At 67.6% G+C, this 21,286-nt stretch carries 23 protein-coding genes; 11 read left to right on the top strand and 12 right to left on the bottom strand.

What is annotated here, in order from left to right; genetic code table 11:
• Window positions 1-8: 8 nt before the first annotated feature.
• From ACSVDO_RS22590 to ACSVDO_RS22575, 4 genes are all read right to left on the bottom strand, one after another.
• Window positions 9-830: an NAD-dependent epimerase/dehydratase family protein gene (locus ACSVDO_RS22590; RefSeq protein ID WP_489597339.1), complete on the bottom strand. Its 822-nt coding sequence runs from the start codon at window positions 828-830 to the stop codon at window positions 9-11.
• 19 nt (window positions 831-849) lie between these two features.
• Window positions 850-2,142, bottom strand: a complete 1,293-nt coding sequence (locus ACSVDO_RS22585; RefSeq protein ID WP_332538043.1) for a TRAP transporter large permease — start codon at window positions 2,140-2,142, stop codon at window positions 850-852.
• Window positions 2,133-2,582, bottom strand: a complete 450-nt coding sequence (locus ACSVDO_RS22580; RefSeq protein ID WP_489597386.1) for a TRAP transporter small permease — start codon at window positions 2,580-2,582, stop codon at window positions 2,133-2,135. The genes ACSVDO_RS22585 and ACSVDO_RS22580 overlap by 10 nt, the downstream gene beginning before the upstream one ends.
• Window positions 2,583-2,711: 129 nt before the next feature.
• On the bottom strand, window positions 2,712-3,686 hold the full coding sequence (locus ACSVDO_RS22575) for a TRAP transporter substrate-binding protein (RefSeq protein WP_489597337.1): 975 nt from the start codon (window positions 3,684-3,686) through the stop codon (window positions 2,712-2,714).
• A gap of 395 nt (window positions 3,687-4,081) precedes the next feature.
• Here ACSVDO_RS22575 and ACSVDO_RS22570 point away from each other — a divergent pair, with 395 nt between their 5' ends.
• Complete coding sequence (locus ACSVDO_RS22570) at window positions 4,082-5,008, top strand: LysR substrate-binding domain-containing protein (protein WP_489597336.1); 927 nt, start codon at window positions 4,082-4,084, stop codon at window positions 5,006-5,008.
• A 135-nt stretch (window positions 5,009-5,143) separates the two neighbouring features.
• Here ACSVDO_RS22570 and ACSVDO_RS22565 read toward each other — a convergent pair whose 3' ends face one another.
• The gene (locus tag ACSVDO_RS22565; protein WP_489597335.1) at window positions 5,144-6,370 is read right to left on the bottom strand and encodes an MFS transporter; all 1,227 of its coding nucleotides are present in this window, start codon (window positions 6,368-6,370) and stop codon (window positions 5,144-5,146) included.
• A gap of 123 nt (window positions 6,371-6,493) precedes the next feature.
• On the opposite strand from ACSVDO_RS22565, the gene ACSVDO_RS22560 reads away from it, so the two are divergent.
• Complete coding sequence (locus ACSVDO_RS22560; protein WP_489597333.1) at window positions 6,494-7,300, top strand: AraC family transcriptional regulator; 807 nt, start codon at window positions 6,494-6,496, stop codon at window positions 7,298-7,300.
• On the opposite strand, the gene ACSVDO_RS22555 is transcribed toward ACSVDO_RS22560, so the two are convergent.
• Window positions 7,297-7,554, bottom strand: a complete 258-nt coding sequence (locus ACSVDO_RS22555; protein ID WP_489597332.1) for a hypothetical protein — start codon at window positions 7,552-7,554, stop codon at window positions 7,297-7,299. The two genes, ACSVDO_RS22560 and ACSVDO_RS22555, sit on opposite strands and share 4 nt — an antisense overlap.
• Window positions 7,555-7,821: 267 nt before the next feature.
• Between ACSVDO_RS22555 and ACSVDO_RS22550 the strand changes: the two genes are divergently transcribed.
• Genes ACSVDO_RS22550 through ligD form a run of 4 tightly spaced genes read left to right on the top strand, consistent with a single transcriptional unit; the run spans window position 7,822 to window position 12,866 of the window.
• Complete coding sequence (locus ACSVDO_RS22550) at window positions 7,822-8,424, top strand: superoxide dismutase family protein (RefSeq protein WP_489597330.1); 603 nt, start codon at window positions 7,822-7,824, stop codon at window positions 8,422-8,424.
• A gap of 5 nt (window positions 8,425-8,429) precedes the next feature.
• Window positions 8,430-9,455, top strand: a complete 1,026-nt coding sequence (locus ACSVDO_RS22545) for an SDR family oxidoreductase (protein WP_332548392.1) — start codon at window positions 8,430-8,432, stop codon at window positions 9,453-9,455.
• A 10-nt stretch (window positions 9,456-9,465) separates the two neighbouring features.
• On the top strand, window positions 9,466-10,377 hold the full coding sequence (ku, locus tag ACSVDO_RS22540; RefSeq protein ID WP_489597329.1) for a non-homologous end joining protein Ku: 912 nt from the start codon (window positions 9,466-9,468) through the stop codon (window positions 10,375-10,377).
• 17 nt (window positions 10,378-10,394) lie between these two features.
• Window positions 10,395-12,866: a DNA ligase D gene (ligD, locus tag ACSVDO_RS22535; RefSeq protein WP_489597327.1), complete on the top strand. Its 2,472-nt coding sequence runs from the start codon at window positions 10,395-10,397 to the stop codon at window positions 12,864-12,866.
• On the opposite strand, the gene ACSVDO_RS22530 is transcribed toward ligD, so the two are convergent.
• The 5 genes from ACSVDO_RS22530 to ACSVDO_RS22510 all read right to left on the bottom strand — a co-directional run bounded on the left by ACSVDO_RS22530 (window position 12,850) and on the right by ACSVDO_RS22510 (window position 16,897).
• On the bottom strand, window positions 12,850-14,184 hold the full coding sequence (locus ACSVDO_RS22530) for a flavin monoamine oxidase family protein (protein ID WP_489597326.1): 1,335 nt from the start codon (window positions 14,182-14,184) through the stop codon (window positions 12,850-12,852). The genes ligD and ACSVDO_RS22530 overlap by 17 nt on opposite strands.
• Before the next feature lie 80 nt (window positions 14,185-14,264).
• A complete protein-coding gene (locus ACSVDO_RS22525) occupies window positions 14,265-14,483 on the bottom strand; it encodes a D-arabinono-1,4-lactone oxidase (RefSeq protein WP_489597324.1) in 219 nt (72 codons plus the stop codon).
• Complete coding sequence (locus ACSVDO_RS22520) at window positions 14,476-15,258, bottom strand: hypothetical protein (protein ID WP_489597322.1); 783 nt, start codon at window positions 15,256-15,258, stop codon at window positions 14,476-14,478. Before ACSVDO_RS22520 ends, ACSVDO_RS22525 begins: the two co-directional genes overlap by 8 nt.
• Before the next feature lie 118 nt (window positions 15,259-15,376).
• Complete coding sequence (locus tag ACSVDO_RS22515; protein WP_489597320.1) at window positions 15,377-15,952, bottom strand: DNA-3-methyladenine glycosylase; 576 nt, start codon at window positions 15,950-15,952, stop codon at window positions 15,377-15,379.
• A 54-nt stretch (window positions 15,953-16,006) separates the two neighbouring features.
• Entirely contained in the window at window positions 16,007-16,897 is an 891-nt protein-coding gene (locus tag ACSVDO_RS22510) for an NAD(P)/FAD-dependent oxidoreductase (RefSeq protein ID WP_489597318.1), read from the bottom strand.
• Between the two features lie 98 nt (window positions 16,898-16,995).
• Here ACSVDO_RS22510 and ACSVDO_RS22505 point away from each other — a divergent pair, with 98 nt between their 5' ends.
• The 3 genes from ACSVDO_RS22505 (at window position 16,996) to imuA (ending at window position 19,243) form a co-directional block, all read left to right on the top strand.
• Complete coding sequence (locus ACSVDO_RS22505) at window positions 16,996-17,451, top strand: Rrf2 family transcriptional regulator (RefSeq protein WP_332682374.1); 456 nt, start codon at window positions 16,996-16,998, stop codon at window positions 17,449-17,451.
• 250 nt (window positions 17,452-17,701) lie between these two features.
• Window positions 17,702-18,241 carry a CPBP family glutamic-type intramembrane protease gene (locus ACSVDO_RS22500; protein WP_489597317.1) on the top strand — a complete coding sequence of 180 codons (540 nt, stop codon included), beginning with the start codon at window positions 17,702-17,704 and terminating at the stop codon, window positions 18,239-18,241.
• Between the two features lie 213 nt (window positions 18,242-18,454).
• The gene (gene imuA / locus ACSVDO_RS22495) at window positions 18,455-19,243 is read left to right on the top strand and encodes a translesion DNA synthesis-associated protein ImuA (RefSeq protein ID WP_489597315.1); all 789 of its coding nucleotides are present in this window, start codon (window positions 18,455-18,457) and stop codon (window positions 19,241-19,243) included.
• 67 nt (window positions 19,244-19,310) lie between these two features.
• On the opposite strand, the gene ACSVDO_RS22490 is transcribed toward imuA, so the two are convergent.
• A complete protein-coding gene (locus tag ACSVDO_RS22490) occupies window positions 19,311-19,670 on the bottom strand; it encodes a hypothetical protein (protein ID WP_489597313.1) in 360 nt (119 codons plus the stop codon).
• 146 nt (window positions 19,671-19,816) lie between these two features.
• Here ACSVDO_RS22490 and ACSVDO_RS22485 point away from each other — a divergent pair, with 146 nt between their 5' ends.
• The gene (locus ACSVDO_RS22485) at window positions 19,817-20,026 is read left to right on the top strand and encodes a hypothetical protein (RefSeq protein ID WP_489597311.1); all 210 of its coding nucleotides are present in this window, start codon (window positions 19,817-19,819) and stop codon (window positions 20,024-20,026) included.
• Window positions 19,980-21,281 (top strand): Y-family DNA polymerase, encoded by a 1,302-nt coding sequence (locus ACSVDO_RS22480; RefSeq protein ID WP_489597309.1) that lies wholly within the window; start codon window positions 19,980-19,982, stop codon window positions 21,279-21,281. The genes ACSVDO_RS22485 and ACSVDO_RS22480 overlap by 47 nt, the downstream gene beginning before the upstream one ends.
• The last annotated feature ends 5 nt before the right edge of the window (window positions 21,282-21,286 follow it).

Genomic DNA, 21,286 nt, shown 5'->3' with positions numbered 1-21,286 from the left:
CTGTCGTTTCAGCCCGCGCGCTGCGTGCCCGGGCGCTGCGCGGGCGGCGTGTAGTCCAGCGTGACGAACTCGCCGCCCTGGAAGCTGCGCGCCACGGCGTTCATGCGGTTGGGCCGCGCCAGGATCTCGGGCGCGAAATCCTCGGCGTTCTGCTGCGGCGCAAAGCCTATGCGGTTGCCTTCGGACAGGTCGTAGTAGGCGCGTTCGTTGTCCGAAATTCCCCAGACCACGGCGAAATCGACCGGAGCCTCTATGCAGCGCAGCGCCAGCGCGACCAGATCCTTGGCCCCCATCCAGGTGCTGAGCTGGCGAAAGTCCTCGGGCGGGCAGTCCTTGGTCGTACCTATGCGCAGGCAGATGCCTTCGATGCCGTGCTTGTCCCAGTACATGCGCGCCATCGCCTCGCCCCAGACCTTGGACAGGCCATAGAGGCCGTCGGGCCGGTAGGCGGCGTCCGAGCGCAGCTTGACGTCCGCGCCGTACATGCCGAACGCATGGTTGGAGCTGGCGAACACCACGCGCTTGACGCCGTTGCGGCGCGCGCCTTCATACACCGCGTGCAGCGCAATCAGGTTGTTGTCTATGATTTCCTGCAACGGCCGCTCTATGCTGGTGCCCGCCATGTGGATCAGCACATCGACGCCCTGCAGCAGCGCGTCCACGGCCGCCGCATCGCGCAGATCGCCATGCGTCAGATCCTCGCCGGCATGCAGCGCCGGCGCCGCCTCCAGGCCCACGGACGAGCGCAGATCGATGCCGTGCTTTGGCAGCTCGCGCCGCAATACCGTGCCTACATGCCCGCAGGCACCACTCAGTGCAACCTTGACCATTTTTTTCTTCCTTGCGATTTCAGTGTGCATAGCCCATGAGCAATCGCGGCAAGGCCAGCGAGAACGCAGGTACATAGGTGACGAGCATCAGCGTCGCCACCAAGGCTCCGTAGAACGGCCAGATGGTGCGCATCACCTGTCCGACCGAGATGCCGCCGATGGCGCAGCCGACGAACTGCGTCGTGCCCACGGGCGGAGTGTTCAGGCCCAGCGCGCAGTTGAGCAGCATCACGATGCCGAACTGCACCGGGTCCATGCCGTACTTCATGGCGATAGGCAGGAAGATGGGCGTGGCGATCAGGATCGTTGCCGCCATGTCCATGAACGTGCCCAGCAGGAACAGGATCACGTTGATCAGCAGGAACACCTGCCAGGGTTCGAGCGACACGCTGGAGATCCAGCTGCCCATGAAGTCCGCGACTTCATACAGGCCCATCAGGTACTGGAACATGGCGGAGACGCCGATCAGCAGCAGCACCACGCCCGTGGTCTTCACCGCCTTGGCCGCGGCCTTGATGAAGTTGTGCCAGCTCATCGTGCGGTAGATGAAGAACGTCAGCAAGATGGTGTAGACCACGGCCACCGACGCCGCCTCGGTCGCGGTGAACACGCCCGACAGGATGCCGGCCAGGATCACGACGATGATCAGCAGCCCCGGCACGGCGGCCACGGCAGCGCGCCAGACACCGGACCAGCCGGGGAAAGTGCCCGCGGGATAGCCGCGGTGCACGGCCACCAGATAGGCCGCGACCAGCATGCAGATCATCAGCAGCGCGGCCGGCAGCAGGCCCGCGGTGATCAGCGCGCCTATCGACACCGAGCCGCCCGCGGCCAAAGCGTAGATGATCATGTTGTGGCTGGTGGGCATCAGCGCGCCGACCAGGGCCGCATGGGTCGTCACGTTGACCGCGTAGTCGGCGTGATAGCCCTCCTTCTTCATCGCCGGAATCATCACCGAGCCCATGGCCGAGACATCGGCCACGGCCGAGCCGCAGACGCCGCCAAACAGCGTGCAGGCCACGACGTTGGACATTCCCAGGCCGCCGCGCACATGGCCGGCGACGCTGTTGGCCAGGCGCACGATCTTGTCGGCCACGCCGCCATAGAGCATCAGCTCGCCGCTGAACACGAAGAACGGGATTGCCAGGAACGAGAAGATGTTCATTCCGGACATCATTTGCTGGAACAGCACGCCTATGGGCAGGCCCTCGTAGAGGATGGTGACGATGGACGCCAGGCCGATGGCAAACGCCACGGGCACGCCCAGCACCAGCAGGCCGAAGAATGCAATGCAGAGAATGGTCAGTGCCATGAGGGCTCCACTTCCGTGCCGTCGATCAGGGCAACGATGTGTTCTATGGAAAACAAAATGATCAGCAGACCGGACAGCACCAGCGGCGCGTAGCGCACCGCTTCGGGCAGGGCCAGGTTCGGTATCTTGTAGCTGATCACCGACTCGCCCAGCATCAGGCCGTTGTAGACCATGGCCGCGCCAAAGATGGCCACCAGCGCATGGATCACGAACTCGATGCGCTGGCGCAGTTTGTCGGGCGCCAGCACCAGCAGCGACTCCAGGCCGATATGGCCGGCGTCGCGCACGCCCACGGCCGCGCCCAGCAGCGTGACGTAGAGCACGATGATCAGCGACAGGCTTTCGGTCCAGGTCGGCGAACTGTTGAGCACATAGCGCCCGAACACCTGCCAGAACACGATGACGACGATGAACAGCAGGCCGGCGACGCTGGCGACCATGCAGGCCTTGGCCAGCGGCGCGTTGATGCGCGTCAGAAGCCGCGCCGGCGCAGGCACGGCGCTGCCGGGGCCGGCCTTGCCGCTGCCCCCTTGAATCAGGACATTCATGATGGAGCTCCTGGCGCGGGCTTACTTGGCCGACTCGCGGATGCGCTTGACCAGATCCTGCAGCTTGGGCGTGTTGGCGAACTTGGCGTAGACCGGCGCCATCGCATCGACAAACGGCTTCTTGTCGGAAATGGTGATCACCTGCGTGCCGCCGGCTTCGGCGACCTGGCGCGACTTGGCTTCGCGCTCGTCCCAGAGCTTGCGCATCACGGGCACCGACTCCTTGGCGGTCTTGCGGATCAGCGCCTGGTCTTCCTTGGGCAGCGTGTCCCAGATCTTCTTGGAGAACACCAGCACCTCGGGAACCATCGAATGCTCGGTGACGTTGTAGTACTTCGCGGCCTCGAAGTGGCGCGAGGATTCATACGAGGGCCAGTTGTTCTCGGCGCCGTCGACGATGCCGGTCTTGAGCGCGGTATAGACCTCGCCGTAGGGCATGGGCGTGGGGTTGGCGCCCATGGCCTCGACCATGGCAACGAACAGGTCGGACTGCTGCACGCGCACCTTCATGCCCTTGACGTCGGCAAAGCTCTTGATCGGGCGCTTGGCCGTGTAGAGCGAACGCGCGCCGCTGTCGTAGTAGGCCAGGCCGATCATTCCCTGCGCGGCCATCGCGTCCAGCACTTCCTGGCCTATGGGGCCGTCCAGCGTCTGGCGCATGTGCGTGGTCGACTGGAACACGAAGGGCAGCGAGATTGCAATCGTCTCGGGAACGATGTTGTTGAGCACTGCGACGTTGATGCGCATCATGTCCAGGCCGCTGATCTTCAGCTGCTCGATGGTGTCGCGCTCGGCGCCGAGCACGGCGTTGGCAAACACCTTGATGCCATGCTTGCCGCCCGACTGCTCCTTGAGCGCCTTGGCCATGGAGCGCACGGCCTCGACCGTGGGGTAATCCGTGGGCTGGTTGTCGGAGGAGCGGAATTCGCGTGCCGAGACGCCCGAGACCGTGAGCGCGATGGCAATGGCAATGGCGCCGTGGAAGAACTTCTTCATGTGATTCCTTGGATGCGCGAACGGGGCATGGACGCCCAGCCGCCGGGTAGAACATTTCAGGCAGCCTCTATCGCGCGCATCGTCACGAGTCCTTGCTGTCTCCTTTTGGAGCCCATGCACGGTGGCTGGGCCCTCTTGTCAGCGTCCGCCCGTTGCCAGGCTGGCGCATGCTGCAATTCTGAAACCGTATGCGCAAAACTTCTATTTCTTATTTAGTGGATGTTGATACCTTTTTGTTTCTCACGCTCTGACCTGCTTCGCGAGCTACGGTGCCGCTGGATATAGTGGAAACCCGCAGTTTTTCACTTACTGGAGCGGTTCGACTCATGCGCTGCCGGTGCCAACAGCAGATATTCTCGGTTCGCAGACATTGATACCTTTTTGTTTAGGAAGACATGGATCTCAGACAACTCCACTATTTCGTCACGGTCGCCGAGGAACGCCATCTGCGCCGCGCCGCCGAGCGCCTGCACCTGTCACAGCCGCCGCTCACGCGCCACATCAAGGCGCTGGAGCAGGAGCTGGGCGTGGAATTGTTCGTGCGCACGCCGCGCGGCATGGTGCTGACCAATGCCGGCGAGACGCTGCTGCGCGACGCGCGCGCGGTCTTCGGCATGGTCGAGTCGGCCGGCGAGCGCGCCCGGCGCTCGGGCCTGGGCCAGCTCGGCCGCCTGGACGTGGGCATCTACGGCTCGGCGACCTTTGGCGCCGTGCCCGAGGTGCTCAACCGCTTTCGCGCCCGCCACCCGGATGTCGAGATCCAGCTGCATTACGCCCAGTCGCCGGCCCAGGTATCGGCGCTGCGCCAGGGCCGCGTGACCATCGTCTTCGAGCGCCTGCTGCCCAACGACGCGGACATAGAGATCGAACTCGTGGCGCGCGAGCCGCTGGTCGTCGCGGTCAACGAGAACCACCGGCTCGCGGGCCTCAAGTCGGTGGAGATGACGCAGCTGCGCACCGAGACCCTGCGCATAGGCAACGCGCCCATGGAAGCCGCGCGCCTGGTCGAAATGTGCCACCGCCATGGCTTCGAGCCGCATTTCGCGCCCGCGGCCAGCGACGTCATCATGTCGACGCTGCTCACGGCCATAGGCACCGAGGTAGCGCTGGTGCCCACCTCGATGACCCATGTGATGTTTCCCGGCGTGCGCTACATCCCGCTCAAAGCCAGCCCCGATGCCTACATGGACCTGCACTGCTTCTACCTGAAGAACGAGCGCTCCCCGCTGCTGTACTCCATGCTTGACGTGGTGCGCGACTACCGTTCGGAAAGCCTGCAGCGCCCGGCCAGGCGCGCGGCGGGGGCCAAGGCAAAAAGTTGATGCACCGCCGGCGATGCCGGCTCAGGACCAACGTTTTTCATGTGGCGCGGTGGGCAGTCTTCCCGCCCAACGTTCGCCCTGAGCCTGTCGAAGGGCGTCTCGTCCCGAGGCCAGACGCCCGTTCATCCCTGGCCTCTAGCGCTTGCCTCCGGTCCTGGGCAGGAACGCCGTCGCCAGTCCCAGCAGCGGCAGATACGCGCACTGCTGGTAGACCCAGGCGATGCCGTGCACGTCGGCCAGCTGGCCCAGGCCGGCCGCGGCCATGCCCGCAATGCCGAACATCAGGCCGAACATGATTCCCGAGACCATGCCCACGCGGCCGGGCACGGCCTCCTGGGCGTAGACCACGAGCGCGGCGAAGGCCGACGACATCACCAGGCCGATGACCACGGCCAGCACCGCGGTCCAGAACAGATTGGCATGCGGCAGCGCCAGCGCAAACGGCGCCACGCCCAGGAACGACACCCAGATCACAGCCTTGCGGCCTATGCGGTCGCCCACCGGTCCGCCGGCAAACGTGCCCAGCGCGACGGCCGCGAGAAACACGAACAGATAGAGCTGGCTTTCGCGCACGCTGGTGCCGAAGCGCTCGATCAGATAGAACGTGAAGTAGTTGGTGAACGCCGAGATATAGACGAACTTGGCGAACATCAGAACGGCGATGACCGCCATCGCGCGAATCACTTCGGGCCGCTCCAGGCCCTTGGCGTGGTGGCGCGCCATGCTCTTGGCCTGGGCCTGGCCGTGGCGCAGCGTCCAGCCCGTGATGCGCCACAGCACCCAGATGGCCAGCAGCGCGACCAGCATGAACCAGGCAATTGCCGACTGCCCGAACGGCACGACGATGGCCGCGGCCAGCAGCGGCCCTATGGCCGAGCCGGTGTTGCCGCCCACCTGGAAGGTCGACTGCGCGGTGCCGAAGCGCCCGCCCGAAGCCATGCGCGCCACGCGCGAAGCTTCGGGGTGGAAGGTGGCCGAGCCCACGCCGACCACGCAGGCCGCGACCAGCAGCATGGGATAGCTGCCCGCGGTCGCCAGCAGCGCGATGCCGATCAGCGTCACGGTCATGCCCGCCGGCAGCAGGTAGGGCTTGGGGTGTTTGTCGGTGTACAGGCCTATCCAGGGCTGGAGCAGCGAAGCCGTGATCTGGTAGGCCAGCGCGATCCAGCCGATCTGCGCGAAGCTCAGCGCGAAATCGGTTTTCAGCATCGGGTAGATCGACGGCAGCAGCGCCTGGATCAGGTCATTGAGCAAGTGGGCGAAGGCCGCGGCGCCGACGATGCGGTAGGCGAATCCCGCAGGCGGAGAAGGTGGGGACTGCGGCGGTGCATCGATGGTCACGGCAGCGCTGGAAAGGGACATGGGACAGTAACCTTGTGATGTAGCAAGCTCGCCCCGCGGAAGTGCCGGGCAGCCGTACGGATTCTAGAAAGCGCGCTAAAGTCTGTCTTGCGCCATTTGGTGCTCAACCATCGCAAAAAGGACATGCACCACACGCCGCAAACCACGCCCCACCCGCAGGCCCTGGCCCAGGTCGAAAGCAGCGCCGCCGCCGTGACCTGCCGCGCGACCGACTATCCCGCGGGCTGGACCATTCCGCCGCATGCCCACGGCAAGCACCAGCTGCTGCATGCCTTGCAGGGCGTGATGGTGGTGCATGCCGACGCCGGCCAGTGGATTGTTCCTCCCAGCCGCGGGCTGTGGATGCCCGCGGGCATGACGCATTCGCTGCGCTGCATAGGCGAAGTGCAGATGCGCAGCCTGTTCGTGCAGCGTGACGCCGCGCCGCAGCTGTTCGACAGCTGCCAGGTCGTGGGCGTCTCGGCGCTGCTGCGCGAGCTGATACGCGCGGCGGTCCAGGTGCAGCCGCCCTCGCCGCCCGATTCGCGCGATGCGCGCCTGCTGCGGCTGCTGCTCGACGAGCTGCACGCCCTGCCCGTGCTGCCGCTGCACCTGCCCATGCCCACCGACCCGCGCGTGCTGGCCATCTGCCGGCGCCTGCAGCTGCGGCCCGACGACACTTCGACGCTGGCCGACTGGGCGGCCCAGGCCGCAATCGACGCCAAGACCATACAGCGGCTGTTTGCGGCCCAGACCGGCATGACGTTCGGCCGCTGGCGCCAGCAGGCGCGGCTGCTGCGCGCGCTCGAGCTGCTGGCCGGCGGCGACAAGGTGATCGACGTCGCGCTGGCCCTGGGCTACGACAGTCCGAGCGCGTTCGCGACCATGTTCCGCAAGCACTTCGGGCAGACCCCAAGCCAGTTCTTCGAGATGCGGAGCCAGCCGGCCTAGGGCGCGGGTACGGGAGCGGGCTTGCGCCGGGCCTGGAGCTGGGCCAGCGTCCACAGGCCGCCGTCGACCAGCCGCACTTCATCGCGCACATAGCCGCCCATGGCGCTCCTGCGGAAGTAGTCGTTGAGGGTCAGGCTGTGCGTGCCATCGCGCAGGCGCAGCACCAGGTGGTAGCCCGAGCGGCTGACCACGATGTCGCGCGTGCCCAGGGCCGCGCCATCGTGAAGTCCTGCCGCGTCGCTGTCGTTCTCCATTGTGATTTCCCCATCGCGCTGGGCGCCTACGCTCGGCGCCGGATTGCAAAACATGCAATCCTCAGATCAAAAAACTGAAGTTGAAAGTTAAAAGCTATCAATTTTGCAGATGGTCGGGCGTCGAGGTCGCGACGAAGACCGAGCGTGTCCTACAGCGGTTGGAGGAATGCGCCTGCCAATGATTTGGCGCCTGCGCGGAGGATAGAACGCTGCGGCGCACCGCTGTTGCTGCCGTCCGCCGATCGATTTTTTGAGGAACCTGCCGCCATGAACCACCGCCCCCTGATTCCCGCCAGCACCGCCGTGCTTTCCGCGCTTGCGCTGTTTCTGACCGGCTGCGCCGCCAGCGGCAGCATGTCCGGCGCGAACTCCACGCCGGGCGCGCGGGTCGCCCTGGTCACGGCCAGCGGCGCGCCCGCGGGCAATGCCACGCTGCGCGTGTTGCCCGGCGGCGCGGGCGTGGAAATCACCATCCAGGTGCAGGACATGACGCCGGGCCCGCACGGCTTCCATATCCACACCAACGGCGCCTGCGCGCCCGGACCCGATGCCGCGGGCCAGACCATTGCCTTTGGCGCGACCGGCGGACATTTCGATCCGTTCATGACCGGCAAGCATGGCCGGCCCGGCCAGTCGGCGCACGAAGCCCATGCGGGCGAAGCGCCCAACATTCTCGTGGGCACCGACCGCCAGGGCAGTCTGCGCTTCACCAATCCCCATGTGACGCTGCAGCCCGGCAAGACTTCGGTGATGGGCCGCGCGCTGGTGGTGCATGAGCGCGAGGACGACTACGCGAGCAACCCTGCGGGCAACTCGGGCGGACGCATCGCCTGCGGCGTGATCACGCCCGCAGCGGCCGGAAAGGGCTGAGAACGATGGAACGCTCCGAACCCATTTCTGCCGATGACCAGAACTCCACACAGCCCCAGGACCTGGTGGTCGTGATCACCGGGGCTTCCAGCGGCATTGGCCATGCGAGCGCGCTGGCCTTTGCCGAGCGCGGCGCGCGCCTGGTGCTCGCGGCGCGCGACGTGGCAACGCTCGCTCCCGTGGCCACGGCCTGCCGCGCGGCCGGCGCCCCCTCGACGCTGGTCGTTCCCACCGACGTGACCGATGCCAATGCGGTCGAGCGGCTGGCCGAAGCCGCGCTCGCGCTGCACGGCCATATCGATATCTGGGTCAACGGCGTGGGCGTGGGCGCCATCGGGCGCTTCGACGAAACGCCGCTGGCAGCGCACCGCCGTGTGGTCGAAGCCAATCTCATAGGCCATCTGCAGGGCGCGCATGTCGCGCTGCGCCACTTCCGCGAGCGCGGACGCGGCACGCTGATCAATCTGATTTCCGTGGGCGGCTGGATTCCCGCGCCCTATGCGGCGGCGTACACCGCGAGCAAGTTCGGCCTGCGCGGGCTTTCGCAGGCGCTGCGCGCCGAAGTCGCCGATCTGCCGCAGGTCCATGTCTGCGATGTCGCGCCGACCTTTGTCGACTCGCCCGGACTCTCGCACGGCGCCAACTACACGGGCAGCAATATCCGCGTGCCGATTCCGCTGGTCGACCCGCGCCGCGTCGCGCGCGCCGTGGTCGCGCTCGCGCAGCGGCCGCGCGCCGTGACCTGGGTGGGCGCGGGCGCGGGTGCGGGCCGGCTGGCCCAGGCGATCGCGCCGCAGTGGCTGGGTGCCAGCATGCAGCGCGTGACGCGCTGGGCGCTGGGGCGCGCGCGCCCGGCGATGCCTTCCGACGGCAATCTGTTCACGCCGTCGGTGGTCACGGCAATCGATGGCGGCCAGCGACAGGCCAATCAACGGGCCGTGGGCACGGTGGTCGCCATGGGCGTGCTGGGCCTGGCCATGGGCATGTGGGTCGGCGGGCGGCGCCCGGCGCCTGACGATACGGGAACGTAAGGAGGCAGACATGGCCAGTCGAACGCTCTGGAAAGGCGCCATCAGCTTCGGCCTGGTGCATATTCCTGTCGCGCTGCACACCGCGGCCACCGAGCAGGGCATAGATTTCGACTGGCTCGACAAGCGCTCCATGGACCCCGTGGGCTACAAGCGCATCAACAAGCGCACCGGCCGCGAGATCGGCCAGGACAACATCGTCAAGGGCGTGGAGTACGAAGACGGCAAGTACGTGCTGATCAGCCCCGAAGAGATAGAAGCGGTGTTTCCCAGGACCACGCAGACGATTGAGATCGAGCGCTTCATCGATGCGCGCGAAATGCCGTTCGTGTTCCTCGAGCGGCCGTATTACATCGCGCCCATCAACAAGAGCGACAAGGTCTATGCGCTGCTGCGCGAGACGCTGCTTGCCACCGGCAAGATCGGCCTGGCCAAGGTGGTGATCTCGACCAGGCAGCATCTTGCCGCGCTCGTGCCTTCGGGGCCGGCGCTGGTGCTGAACCTGCTGCGCTGGGGCGACGAAGTCCGGACTTTCGAAGGCCTGGAGCTGCCGCCCGCGGGCGCGAAGAACGTCAACGCCACCGAACTCAAGATGGCCAAGCAACTGGTCGCCGAAATGTCGGGCAAATGGGATCCGGCCGACTTCAAGGACGAGTTTCGCCTGCAGGTCATGCAGCTGGTGGAAAAGAAAGCCAAGGCCGGCGACAGCCACACAGTCGTCGAGCCCGAGGAAGAAGCGCCGCACAGCGCGCAGGTGCTGGACCTCACGGCGCTGCTGCAGCGCAGCCTGCGCGGTGCCAAGGCGCCCACAAAAACGCCGGAAAAATCGCCGGCCAAGGCGCGCGCCAAGACAACGACCAAGGCGCCGGCCAAGGCCGCCGCCAGAAAATCCGGCGCGGCCACGGTGCGCAAGAAAGCCGCCTGAGCGCAGCAGCACCCGCGATGACAAAGCCCGCCGCGCCGCTGGGGCCCTACAACGCCAAGCGCGACTTCAACAAGACCGCCGAGCCCGCGGGCGTGGTCGCGCCGCGCAGCGCGTGCGGGCCGCTGCAGTTCGTCATCCAGAAGCACTGGGCCTCGCATCTACATTACGACTTTCGCCTGGAACTCGACGGCGTGATGCGCAGCTGGGCCGTGCCCAAGGGCCCTTGCCTGGACCCCGGCGTCAAGACGCTGGCCATCCAGGTGGAAGACCACCCCATGGACTACAACCGCTTCGAAGGCGAGATTCCCAAGGGCGAGTACGGCGCGGGCACGGTGATCGTCTGGGACCGCGGCAGCTGGCAGCCCCAGAGCGACGCGCGCGCGGGCCTGGCCAAAGGCAAGCTGGTCTTCACGCTGCACGGGCAAAAGCTCGCGGGCCTGTGGGAGCTGGTGCGCATCTCCAAGCCTGCGGACAAGAAGCGCAACCAGTGGCTGCTGTTCAAGAAACGCGACGCCTGGGCCAGGCCGCGCAGCGAGTACGACGTGCTCACGGCGCTGCCCGACAGCGTCATCCAGAAGCCGCTGGCGGCGCCCGCGCTGACCGTGGGCGCGCCGACCGGCGCCAAGAAGGCCGCGCTGCCCGCGCAACTCACGCCCCAGCTGGCCACGCTGGTGTCCTCGGTGCCCGAGGGCGACTGGATTGTCGAGAGCAAGTTCGACGGCTACCGCGTGCTGGCGCGTGTCGATGGCGACGAGGTGCGGCTGTTCACGCGCAACGGCAATGACTGGAGCGACAAGCTCGCGCCGCTGGTGCCGGCCATTGCCGCACTTGGATTGACCCATGCCTGGCTGGACGGCGAAATCGTGGTCTTCGACGACGCAGGCCTGCCCGACCTGCACCGATTGCAGAACGCGATCGACAGCGCCCAGGCCGGGGACATCGTGCTGTTCCTGTTCGATCTGCCGTTTCTGGGCGACAGCGACCTGCGCGCGCTGCCGCTGCGCGCCCGGCGTCAGTTGCTCGAACAGTTGCTGGACGGGCGCGAGAACGCGCAGCTGCGCCTGAGCCAGACCCTGCAGGCGGCGCCCGCGCAGCTGCTGAGCGCCGCCTGCGAAATGGGTCTCGAAGGCGTGATGGTCAAGCAGGCCGATGCGCCCTATGTATCGGGGCGCAGCACGACCTGGCTCAAGCTCAAGTGCCAGCTGCGCCAGGAATTCGTGGTGCTGGGTTTCACGCTGCGCGCCGGCGCCAGCCGCGAGGTCGGCAGCCTGCTGCTGGGCTACCACGAGAACGGCGAACTGCGCGCCGCGGGCGCCGTGGGCACGGGCTGGGACGCGGCAACGGCGCGCCAGCTGCTGGCGCTGCTGCGGCCGCTGGAAATCGACCAGCCCGCCGCAGCCCCGCCCAAGCCCGGCCGCTGGCCGCAGCGCAAGTCTGGCAGCGAACATTGGGTCAGGCCGTCGCTGGTGGTCGAAGTCGGCTTTGGCGCCTGGACGCCCGACCAGCAACTGCGCCATGCGGTGTTCAAGGCAATCCGCGGCGACAAGCCCCCCAGGGAAGTCGTCAGGGAACAGGCCAGGCAAGCCGCCGCCGCGCCGGCACCGGCACGTACGCGCGCCAGCGCGGTCACGGTCACGCATGCGCAGCGCGTCATAGACCCGACGACCGGGCTGCGCAAGATCGATCTGGTGCGCTATTACGAAAGCGTTGCCGAGTGGCTGCTGCCGCATCTCAAGAACCGGCCGGTCTCGCTGCTGCGCGCGCCCGCGGGCGTAGTCGGCCAGCAGTTCTTCCAGAAGCACGCCGAAGGCAAGATTGCCGGCGTCAAGGAACTCGATCCCGCGCTGTCGCCCGGCCATGCGCCGCTGCTGGCGATTGATTCGGCGCAGGCGCTGATCGCCGCGGCGCAGATGAACGTGATCGAGTTCCATACCTGGAATTCGAAGATCACCCATATCGACAAGCCCGATCGCCTGGTTCTGGACCTGGACCCGGGCGAAGGCGTGGGCTGGGCCGAGCTGCTGGAAGCCGCGGAACTCACGCGCGTGATGCTCACCGAGCTGGGCCTGGCAAGCTGGCCCAAGACCAGCGGCGGCAAGGGCCTGCATGTCGTCGTGCCGCTGACGCCGCGGCGCGACCACGCCCAGGTCAAGGCGTTCTCGCAGGCGCTGGTCCAGCATATGGCGCGCGTCATTCCATCAAAGTTCGTCGCGGTGATGGGGCCGCAAAAGCGCGTGGGCAAAATCTTCATCGACTACCTGCGCAACGGCCCCGGCCAGACCACGGTGGCGGCGTTTTCGGCGCGCGCGCGGCCCGGCATGGGAGTGTCGATGCCGGTGTCCTGGGAGCAGCTGCCCACGTTGTCGGGCGCGGCGCACTGGACGATTGCCACGGCGCGCGACTATCTGAGCCTGCGCAACAGCGACCCGTGGAGCGACTACTGGACGACAAGGCAAACCATTACCCAGGGCCTCAAGCGGCTGAAATGAGCCGCGCGTGGATGGTGTCGGCGGCGCGCAGGCCGCTCAGACAGGCGCCGCCGCAGGTCTGGACCAGTTCGCTGGCACAGGCCTCGCCGGCGAAGTGCAGGCGCGGTCCGCCCGCCTGCGCCAGTTGCGCGCGCGCAGCGCCGCCGCCGCTGCGCAGATAGGCATAGCTGCCGCCAAACAGCGCATTGCGCGACCAGTCGGTCACGGCGCAGGTCTTGGGCCTGCCCAGCCCGCCCACGCAGGCACGCAACCGCGCCAGCACTTCATGCGCCGCGTCGCGCGGGCGCGCGCAGGACAGCGCGCGGCCATAGGCACCGCCCGCGAACGCGACCATCAGGCGGGAATCAAAGGGGTGGACCAGAAAGTCCAGCGCCTTGTCCGGCTGAAAGCTGCGCCCTTCACCGAACCAGTCGCCGGGTGCCAGGCCGGACAGCGGGCCGTCGAACTCCAGGATCACCTTGTTGAAATGCCCCATGGGCAAGGCATCGAGCGCCGCGAGCGCGCCCTGGCCCAGGCCCGGCGTGAAGCGTATGCCTTCGCCGCGCAGCACGCCCGTCGACACCGTGACCAGGCAGTGCGCCGCCGTGATGCCGCCCGTGGCGGTCGCGACCTTGACGCTGCGCGCGCCCTGCGTGATGGCCGTGACGCGCTGGCCCAGGGCGATGTTCACCCCCCGGCCGAGCGACGCGACGATGCGCCCCATGCCCTGGCGCACCAGCCAGTTCGGCGCGGTACTGCCTTGCGCGCGCAGGCCCAGCACCGAAGTGTCCTCGGCAGCGCCGCCCGCATCGAGTTCGCCGATCTGGCGCAGCGCGCGCAGCATTGCGGCATCCCGGGGGTCGTCAACGAGGCAGGCCAGCGCCCGGTCGGCCGGCCCCACGCGGGCCATGGCCTGGGCCAGGCGCTTTTCGGCGGCAAGAATGGCCGCGCGCTGGTAAGCGTCGAGCGCAATTCCGGCATCGAGATAATGCCGGGCCGCGCCGTCATGCGCCAGCAGCGTGAAGCCGAGCGCGCGCGCGATGGGCGTGAGCGGATTGCGGTCGGCCTGGTGCAGCCAGCTGCAGCCCAGGTCCATGGGCAGGGCAAACGAATGCGCGTCGGTCAAGGCGCGCCCGCCTATGCGCTGCGCGGCTTCGAGCACCAGCACGCTGTGGCCCTGGGCCTGCAGGCGCCGCGCCGCGGTCAGCCCGGCCGCGCCCGCGCCCACGATCACCACATCGACCGACATGCGCGCCGACGCGCGCGCGCCTGCGCCCCAAGACAGGCGGGTCGCGCCCAAGGCCAGAAAGCGCCGCCGTGACAAAGCGTGGGAACCCATGCGTGCGACTATCTTCCGCGGCCCGCCACGCGGGTTCCTCCAAAACCCCCGATGCGGTCGCCGAACGACAATCCCCGGGCTCAGAGATAGCGCAACCAGAGCTGGTTGGAGAACTTGCCCTGCGGGTCCAGGCGCTGCTTGAGCTGGCGCAACTGGGCGACTTCGGGATAGGCGCGCAGGAACTGTTCGCGCGTCGCATGCAGCTGGTAAGGCAGGTAATGGCGCCCGCCGTACTGCAGCGCGGCATCGATCATCGCACGCGTCCAGGCGCCCGCCTGCGCGTGGGCTTTTTCATGCACGCGCTGCTTGTAATAGACGACCAGCGAGAACACCTCCTGCCTGGCCCAGGGCAGCAGGCTCAGTTCGTCCGCAGGCGAATGATGCCGGCCATCTCGCGCACGAAAGCCACCAGGTGCCGCACGGGAATGAAGTACTCCTGCAGCACATAGGTCGATATCCGGCGCGTGCGCGGCTCCAGCTCTGCGACGTCGTGGCTGGCCTCGTGGTTGCGCCACACCACGGCGGGTTCACCACATGGGGGCGCAGTTCGGGTCCGCAAGGCAGCTCGGTCAGCGCAAAAATGGCGTTCTGGTGCATGTCATAGGACTGGCCGCGCGCAATCAGCCGCGTCGTTTCGGTCAGCGGCTTGGACGTGGCGCGCCACGAGATCGCCACCGGCGCATCGAACAGCGGCGGCAGCAGGTCGGCGTTGTGCAGGATGCAGTCGGGGTCGTCGCGCACCGTTCCCAGGAAGTAGTCGGGATAGTCCTCCAGGGCCACCGACGCCATGCTGCGTTCCATGGAAACGTTCAGCGCCAGGTCGAGCTCGACTTCGCTGATCACGCCCAAAGCGCCATAGCCGCCGAGGGCGGCGCGAAACAGCGCCGCGTTGCGCCTGCGCCTGGCCTCGACCACGGCGCCGTCGGCGAGCACGATCTGCAGCGCGCGCACCGAATTCCCCAGCGGGCCGTTGCCCACATAGCGGCCATGCGCATTCACCGCGACCGAACCGCCGATGAGCAGCCCCGCGCCCGCCAGGGCCCGGGCCAGAAAGCAACGGCGTTGAACAAGCATGCAGTCCGCGCAATCCGCAAGTGGTAGATCGCCCCATCTTGCGTGGTTTTGCCGTGCCCGGCCATGGGATGTTCCTGCCCCGGAAAACCGGGAGAGAACCGCCGCCGCTAGTCCACCGCTAACCCGGCGCCGCCGCGAAGCCGCGGCTCAGGAAGCGCGAGCCTTTGAGGCCGAAGCGCCAGGGCACATCCACCGCCTTGGAAATGCCTATGCGCGGCCCGGCCAGCACCTCGATCGGCGCTGCCGCCGCGCGCGCCAGCAGCTCGAACGGCGGGCACGCCAGCGGCTGCGCATTGAGCCGGGCATCGATGCCCAGCGCCTGCGCCAGCCGCCCCGGCCCGGCGCACAGCAGGCGCAACTCCTGCAGCCCGCGGCGCGCACGCATGGTCTCTATGCCCTGAGTGGGCTCCATGGCGCGCAGCAGCACCCCGGCGCCATGGCCGGCCTCGCGGCACACGGTATTGAAGCACCAGTGCAGCCCATAGGAGCGGTAGACATAGGCATGACCGGGCGGGCCGAACATCGCGCCATTGCGCGCGGTCTGCCCGCCAAAGGTGTGCGAGGCCGGATCAGCCTGGTCATAGGCTTCGGTCTCGACGATGCGCCCGCCCACGCCATCGACCAGCAGCGTGACGCCAATCAGTTGGCGTGCGACTTCATGGGAAGGGGCGGAAAAGTCGATGGCGGCAAGCATGCAAGGCGGCGGAAGTGTTGGACCCCGCCATCTTCTGCGAGCCGGCGGCGCTGGTCAATGCGGCGCAAACACCAGCGACCGATGCGCAGCCAGCCCCGCCATGGTGCCGTCACCCACGGCCAGGGGCACGGAGCCGCCCAAGCGCGCGGCATCGCCGCAGGCAAACACGTTGGCTACCGTGGTGGCCTTGAGCGCATCGGTCTGAATCACGCCGCCCATGGGACCTGCGCTGATCTCGCAGCCCAGCGCCCGTGCCACCGGGCTTTCGACGCGGGACTGCGGCGCGGTGAACAGGCCGTCGAAAGCCAGCACCCGGCCGTCGTCGAGGCGCACATCGGCCTGGCCGGTGATGGCTCGCACGGCGCCGGTCTCGATGCGCACGCCGCGCGCCTGCAACTGCGCGCGCTGCTGGGCGTCAGGCGTGAAGCGGTCATTGAGCAGCAGCGTGGTCCGACCCCAGTCGGGCAGCAGCAGTGCCTGGTGCATGGCCAGCTCCGAGGTGGCAAGAACGCCGATGCGGCCCTGCTGCAGCTCATAGCCGTGGCAGTACGGGCAATGGAAGACCTGCCGGCCCCAGCGCTCGGCCAGGCCCGGCACTTCGGGCAGCGTATCGACCACGCCGCCGGCCAGCACCAGCCGCCTGGCGGTGTGCAGCCCTCCATCGTCGGTCTCGACTCCAAAGCCGTTCTCGACCGGGCGTGCGCCCGTGGAGCTGGCAGCTAGCCATTGCACCGTGCCATAGGCCAGGACCTGCTCGCGTGCCACGGCCGCGATGTCGGCGGCCTTGGCGCCGTCCTGGGTCAGGAAGCCATGCGAGCGATCGGCAAAGCGGTTGCGGCGCTGGCCGGCATCGATGATCAGCAGCTGGCGCCGCGCGCGCGCCAGCGGCAGCGCGGCGGCCAGGCCGGCGTAGCTGCCGCCGATGATGATGACGTCGTAAAGCATGAAGACTCTTTCAAGAAACTTTTGATGTTTCATGATACGCAGCAAGCCCAAGTCATGCAACCTATAATGATTCATGACTTCTGTCTCCGGAGCCCCCCATGAGAAGCGATAGCCGCCTGTCCCGCATGCTGCATGTGCTGCTGCACATGGCGCGCCAGGACGCGCCCTTCACCTCGGAGCAGCTCGCGCAGATGCTGGCCACCAACCCCGTGGTCGTGCGCCGTACCATGGCGGGGCTGAAGAAAGCCGGCTACGTGCAATCGGAAAAAGGCCATGGCGGCGGCTGGAAGCTGTCCTGCGACCTGGCCCAGGTGTCGCTGCTCGACATCCACGCGGCCGTGGGCGGGCCGCGCATCTTTGCGATCGGCAGCGCCAGCGAGAACCCGGAGTGCGGCGTGGAGCAGGTGGTGAACGCGGCGCTCGACGACGCGCTGGCCCAGGCCCAGGCGCTGCTGGTGCAGCGGCTGGCGGCAGTGAAGCTCGGCGACCTGGCGCAGGAGTTCGATGCGCTGTGCCAGACCAAGGCAGCGCACGCCCAGCACGCCCGCGGTTGACGCTCGCCGGGCATGGGTCGGCATCGTATGGTCGCCCAGCGGGAGTTTGGCCTGAAAAAGTGTGCCCGGCGGATGTCCCTTGCGTGCCGGCCGTGCCGACCCCGGTATGCCATACCCACGGTCTGCAAGGCCTCCATCGCATGGGCCGGGGTGGCGCGCAGCGGCAGGTGCTCGGGCGCAAGGCGCTGCAGGCGATGCTGAGCCCGTTCGCGCGGGACTCTTGCTCATGATGTCCAGCACCGCCGCCTGAATGGTGGGACATGATTGCCAGGCGCTGTTCGGGCGTTTCGGCCTGCGCGAAGCCGCCGTGAGCCTAGGCGCCGGGCTGCTGGCCAGCGTCGCGTCAATCGGCGCCGCGCTGTGGGTGAGTGAATTCGCGCCCCTCAGCCCCAATCCCGTGGCCCAGTTCGGCGCCACCCTGCCGTTGCGCGACTTTACCTGGCTGCTGCTGATGTTGCTGCCCCAGCTGCTGGGCGAGGAATTGCTGACCATGCTGCCGTTTCTGGCGATTCTCCAGCTCACGGCATCGCATTGGGGCTGGGGGCGGCGCAGCAGCATTGCGCTGGCCTTGCTGGGCTCGACGCTGCTGTTTTCTGCCGGCCACCTGCCCACTTACGACTGGAACTGGGTGCAGTGCTTCGTCGTGATAGGCGCGGCGCGCGTGATCTGGACGCTGGCCTACATCGCCACCCGCAGCCTGTGGGTGTCCATTGGCGCCCACATTCTCACGGACTGGGTGGCGTTCATGCTGGCCTTTCTCGCCGCACGGCTTCTTCCGTGGGCGATCTGAAGCCGACCAAGACCGCACAGAAACTGTATGTATATACAGTTACTCGCAAAAAGCCCACTATCCGCCCATTTTTTCTTGACCCATACGGCCATCGGGAAATGCGTGAATGCCGTTGTCCCCTCGAACAGCCACGTTGCGGCGCGTGTGATGCCGCACCAGGTTCCCCAAACACGAGGATGGCAGATATACTGTAATTAAATACAGCACATCGCCATGAGCCCCGCCACTCCTCTTTCTTGCGCCCCCGGCTTCGACCGCTGGCAATTGCCCGCGCATGTGGCGCAGGCCGTGTGGCGCGGCACGGAAGTCGGCGCCGCGCCGGGGCGCACGCTGCCCACGGGTTTTGCGCAGCTCGACGCCGCGCTGCCCGGCGGCGGCTGGCCCACCCAGGGCCTGAGCGAAGTGCTGCTGGCCCAGTCGGCGCTGTGCGAATGGCGGCTGCTTGCGCCTGCATTGCCGGGTTTTGTCGCCGGGCGCAACAGCCGCGTCTACCTGGTCGCGCCGCCCAAGCCGCCGCTGGCCATGGGGCTGGCCCAGCTGGGCCTGGCACCCGAGCAGTTGGTCTGGATCGATGTCAAGGCGCCGGCCGACAGCCTCTGGGTTGCGGAGCAGCTGATCAAGTCGGACGCCGCGGGCGCGCTGCTGGTCTGGCTGCCCCAGGCGCGGCCCGAGCAGATCCGGCGCTTGCAGGTGCAGGCGCTGCACTGCGATGCGCCGGTGTTTGTGTTCCGCCCCGAGGCCGCCTTGCGCGACGCCTCGCCCGCGCCGCTGCGCGTGTCGGTCGCGCTGGGCAAGAGCTGGGCCATAGAGCTGCGCATACGCAAGCGCCGCGGCGCGAGCGCCGATGAAGTGCTGCACCTGCGCGCGCTGCCGGCCAATCTGCATTCCGTCATTCCTCCGCGGCTGCACGAGTTGCAGCCCATCGAGGTCCAACGCGAGCAGGTGTTGCCTGCACCGGGCCAGCCTCTTGCCGCGGCACAGTTCCAGCGCAGCGCCCATTGACGCGCAGTCGCTCGCGGTCCGGGCGCTGCAGTTCACGCCGCTGGCGCAAGCAAGAGCCAGAAGGCCCTCATCTGCGCCGCGCGCAAATCCGGTAGATCAAGTACGCGCCGCTCAAGCCGATGACCGCCCAGGGAAGATACCGGGACAGGGAGACAAATCTCCAGAGCGCGCCTTCACCCACATACGAGGGGGAGTGAAGAAGGGCCAAGTGAAGCCATAGCGAGGCCGCCGCTGCGCTCCCAATGCAGGCGAACATCACTTTTTCTGCCCAGGGTTTGAACGCGTAATTCAGGGCGATCACGGCGAACCCCAGGTAGCAGGCCAGGGAAAGCCACGCCACCCCATTGAATCTCTCACTCCCTGCAGGAGTGAGCGCATGCACCCAAAGTTGGAGGGCCGCAATCATTTCGCTGAAGCTGGAAACCATGTGTGCCTGTTGCATTGAAGCCGAATCAGGCATTGTCCCGCATCTGGCCGGCGTGGCCTGCAGCCCCCAGCCTGGCCTTCGCCCAGTAAGCCGAACTGCAAAAGCCAAACAGGTTGATATACTGTGATTAAATACAGCATTCCACCATGACTACCTCGGCCCACCTCCCGTCCTCCCCTGCAGGCTTAGACCGCTGGCAGCTGCGTGCGCTGCCGGCCAATCTGCATTGCGTCACTCCTCCCCGGCTGCACGCGCTGCACGCGCTGCACGCGCTGCAGCCTGTCGAGGTCCAACGAGAGGAGGTGTTCCATGCATTGGGCCAGCCTCTTGCCGCTGCACAGCGCATCGCCGATTGACGCGCAGTCGCTCGCGGTCTGGGCGCTGCAGTTCACGCCGCGCGTGGCCCTGGTCGAGGAAGCGGTGCTGCTCGAAGTCGAAGCCAGCCTGCGGCTGTTTGGCGGCGCCGAAAGCCTGCAGGCGCTGATCGAGGCCGGCGCCCAGGAACTGGGCGCGCATGTGGCCTGGGCGCCTACCGGGCTTGCGGCGCTGGCGCTCGTTCGCCAAGGCCTGGCCGATGGTTTGTCGCGCCCGCTGGAGCAGTGGCTGGATGCCTTGCCCTTGACCAGCCTCAGCGCCGTCGCGCTGCACCAGGCAACTCTGGCGCGCGTGGGCTGCCGCACGCTGGGCCAGGTGCGCGCGCTGCCGCGCGGCGGCATTGCGCGGCGCTTCGATGCCGCGCTGCTCTCGGCGCTGGACCAGGCCTATGGCCTGCGGCCCGAGACCTATGCCTGGGTCAGCATTCCCGAGACCTTCCATGCGCGGCTGGAGCTGATGGCGCGCGTGGAATTGGCGCCCGAGCTGCTGTGGGGTGCGCAGCGGCTGCTGCTGCTGATGGCCGGCTGGCTGCGCGCGCGCCGGCTGGGCGCGACGGCGTTCACGCTGCGCTGGTGCCACGACAGCCTGCGCGCGCGCGCCGCGGGACCGGGCGGCGAGCTGACGATACGCACGGCCGCGCCCACGCAGAACGTGGCGCATTTCGCGCGCCTGCTGGGCGAGCATCTGGCCAAGGTCGAGCTGCGCGCGCCCGCAGGCGAGCTCGAGCTGCTGGCCATCGAAGTGCAGGCGCTGACGGAAGAAAGCCATTCGCTGATTCCCGATCCGGCGCACCAGGGCGCGTCGGTGCGTCAGGCGCTCGAGCGCATACAGGCGCGGCTGGGCGAAGACTGCATTCGCCGCCCGCAGCTGCGCGCCGACCACCGGCTCGAATGGATGCAGCGATGGTCAGCCCAGGAGCCGCGCCGCAGTGCCAAGCCCCAGCCCCTGCATGGCCTGCCCCTGCCCACCTGGTTGCTGGCGCAGCCGCTGCAGCTGGTCGAGCGCGAGAACCGGCCGCATTATCAGGGCAGGCTGCAGCTGCTGCTCGGACCGGACCGCGTCGAAGGCGGCTGGTGGGACCGCGACGCCGACAGCACCGGCAATGCCGAACCGACGCGCAATGTGCAGCGCGACTACTGGCTCGCCTTGAGCCCGCATGCGGGCCTGCTGTGGGTGTTCCAGGCGCGGCTCGCGGGCGAGAAGACCGCCTGGTTTCTGCACGGGCATTACGGCTGAGCGCT

This window comes from Comamonas sp. DB36, from assembly GCF_057914905.1.
The sequence above is the reverse complement of the archived record's forward strand: the minus strand, read 5'-3'. Positions and strand labels throughout refer to the sequence as shown.

What these genes read in the sequence shown, in the direction of transcription:
- ACSVDO_RS22505 (WP_332682374.1), top strand. Translation starts at nt 16,996, where the DNA reads ATGAGAAGCGATAGCCGCCTGTCCCGCATGCTGCATGTGCTGCTGCAC.
- ACSVDO_RS22590 (WP_489597339.1), bottom strand. Translation starts at nt 830, where the DNA reads ATGGTCAAGGTTGCACTGAGTGGTGCCTGCGGGCATGTAGGCACGGTA.
- ACSVDO_RS22570 (WP_489597336.1), top strand. Translation starts at nt 4,082, where the DNA reads ATGGATCTCAGACAACTCCACTATTTCGTCACGGTCGCCGAGGAACGC.
- ligD (WP_489597327.1), top strand. Translation starts at nt 10,395, where the DNA reads ATGACAAAGCCCGCCGCGCCGCTGGGGCCCTACAACGCCAAGCGCGAC.
- ku (WP_489597329.1), top strand. Translation starts at nt 9,466, where the DNA reads ATGGCCAGTCGAACGCTCTGGAAAGGCGCCATCAGCTTCGGCCTGGTG.
- ACSVDO_RS22575 (WP_489597337.1), bottom strand. Translation starts at nt 3,686, where the DNA reads ATGAAGAAGTTCTTCCACGGCGCCATTGCCATTGCCATCGCGCTCACG.
- ACSVDO_RS22545 (WP_332548392.1), top strand. Translation starts at nt 8,430, where the DNA reads ATGGAACGCTCCGAACCCATTTCTGCCGATGACCAGAACTCCACACAG.
- ACSVDO_RS22500 (WP_489597317.1), top strand. Translation starts at nt 17,702, where the DNA reads ATGGTGGGACATGATTGCCAGGCGCTGTTCGGGCGTTTCGGCCTGCGC.
- ACSVDO_RS22515 (WP_489597320.1), bottom strand. Translation starts at nt 15,952, where the DNA reads ATGCTTGCCGCCATCGACTTTTCCGCCCCTTCCCATGAAGTCGCACGC.
- ACSVDO_RS22490 (WP_489597313.1), bottom strand. Translation starts at nt 19,670, where the DNA reads ATGGTTTCCAGCTTCAGCGAAATGATTGCGGCCCTCCAACTTTGGGTG.
- ACSVDO_RS22520 (WP_489597322.1), bottom strand. Translation starts at nt 15,258, where the DNA reads ATGCTTGTTCAACGCCGTTGCTTTCTGGCCCGGGCCCTGGCGGGCGCG.
- ACSVDO_RS22510 (WP_489597318.1), bottom strand. Translation starts at nt 16,897, where the DNA reads ATGCTTTACGACGTCATCATCATCGGCGGCAGCTACGCCGGCCTGGCC.
- ACSVDO_RS22560 (WP_489597333.1), top strand. Translation starts at nt 6,494, where the DNA reads ATGCACCACACGCCGCAAACCACGCCCCACCCGCAGGCCCTGGCCCAG.
- ACSVDO_RS22485 (WP_489597311.1), top strand. Translation starts at nt 19,817, where the DNA reads ATGACTACCTCGGCCCACCTCCCGTCCTCCCCTGCAGGCTTAGACCGC.
- ACSVDO_RS22585 (WP_332538043.1), bottom strand. Translation starts at nt 2,142, where the DNA reads ATGGCACTGACCATTCTCTGCATTGCATTCTTCGGCCTGCTGGTGCTG.
- ACSVDO_RS22480 (WP_489597309.1), top strand. Translation starts at nt 19,980, where the DNA reads ATGCATTGGGCCAGCCTCTTGCCGCTGCACAGCGCATCGCCGATTGAC.
- ACSVDO_RS22580 (WP_489597386.1), bottom strand. Translation starts at nt 2,582, where the DNA reads ATGGTCGCCAGCGTCGCCGGCCTGCTGTTCATCGTCGTCATCGTGTTC.
- ACSVDO_RS22530 (WP_489597326.1), bottom strand. Translation starts at nt 14,184, where the DNA reads ATGGGTTCCCACGCTTTGTCACGGCGGCGCTTTCTGGCCTTGGGCGCG.
- ACSVDO_RS22565 (WP_489597335.1), bottom strand. Translation starts at nt 6,370, where the DNA reads ATGTCCCTTTCCAGCGCTGCCGTGACCATCGATGCACCGCCGCAGTCC.
- ACSVDO_RS22555 (WP_489597332.1), bottom strand. Translation starts at nt 7,554, where the DNA reads ATGGAGAACGACAGCGACGCGGCAGGACTTCACGATGGCGCGGCCCTG.
- ACSVDO_RS22550 (WP_489597330.1), top strand. Translation starts at nt 7,822, where the DNA reads ATGAACCACCGCCCCCTGATTCCCGCCAGCACCGCCGTGCTTTCCGCG.
- imuA (WP_489597315.1), top strand. Translation starts at nt 18,455, where the DNA reads ATGAGCCCCGCCACTCCTCTTTCTTGCGCCCCCGGCTTCGACCGCTGG.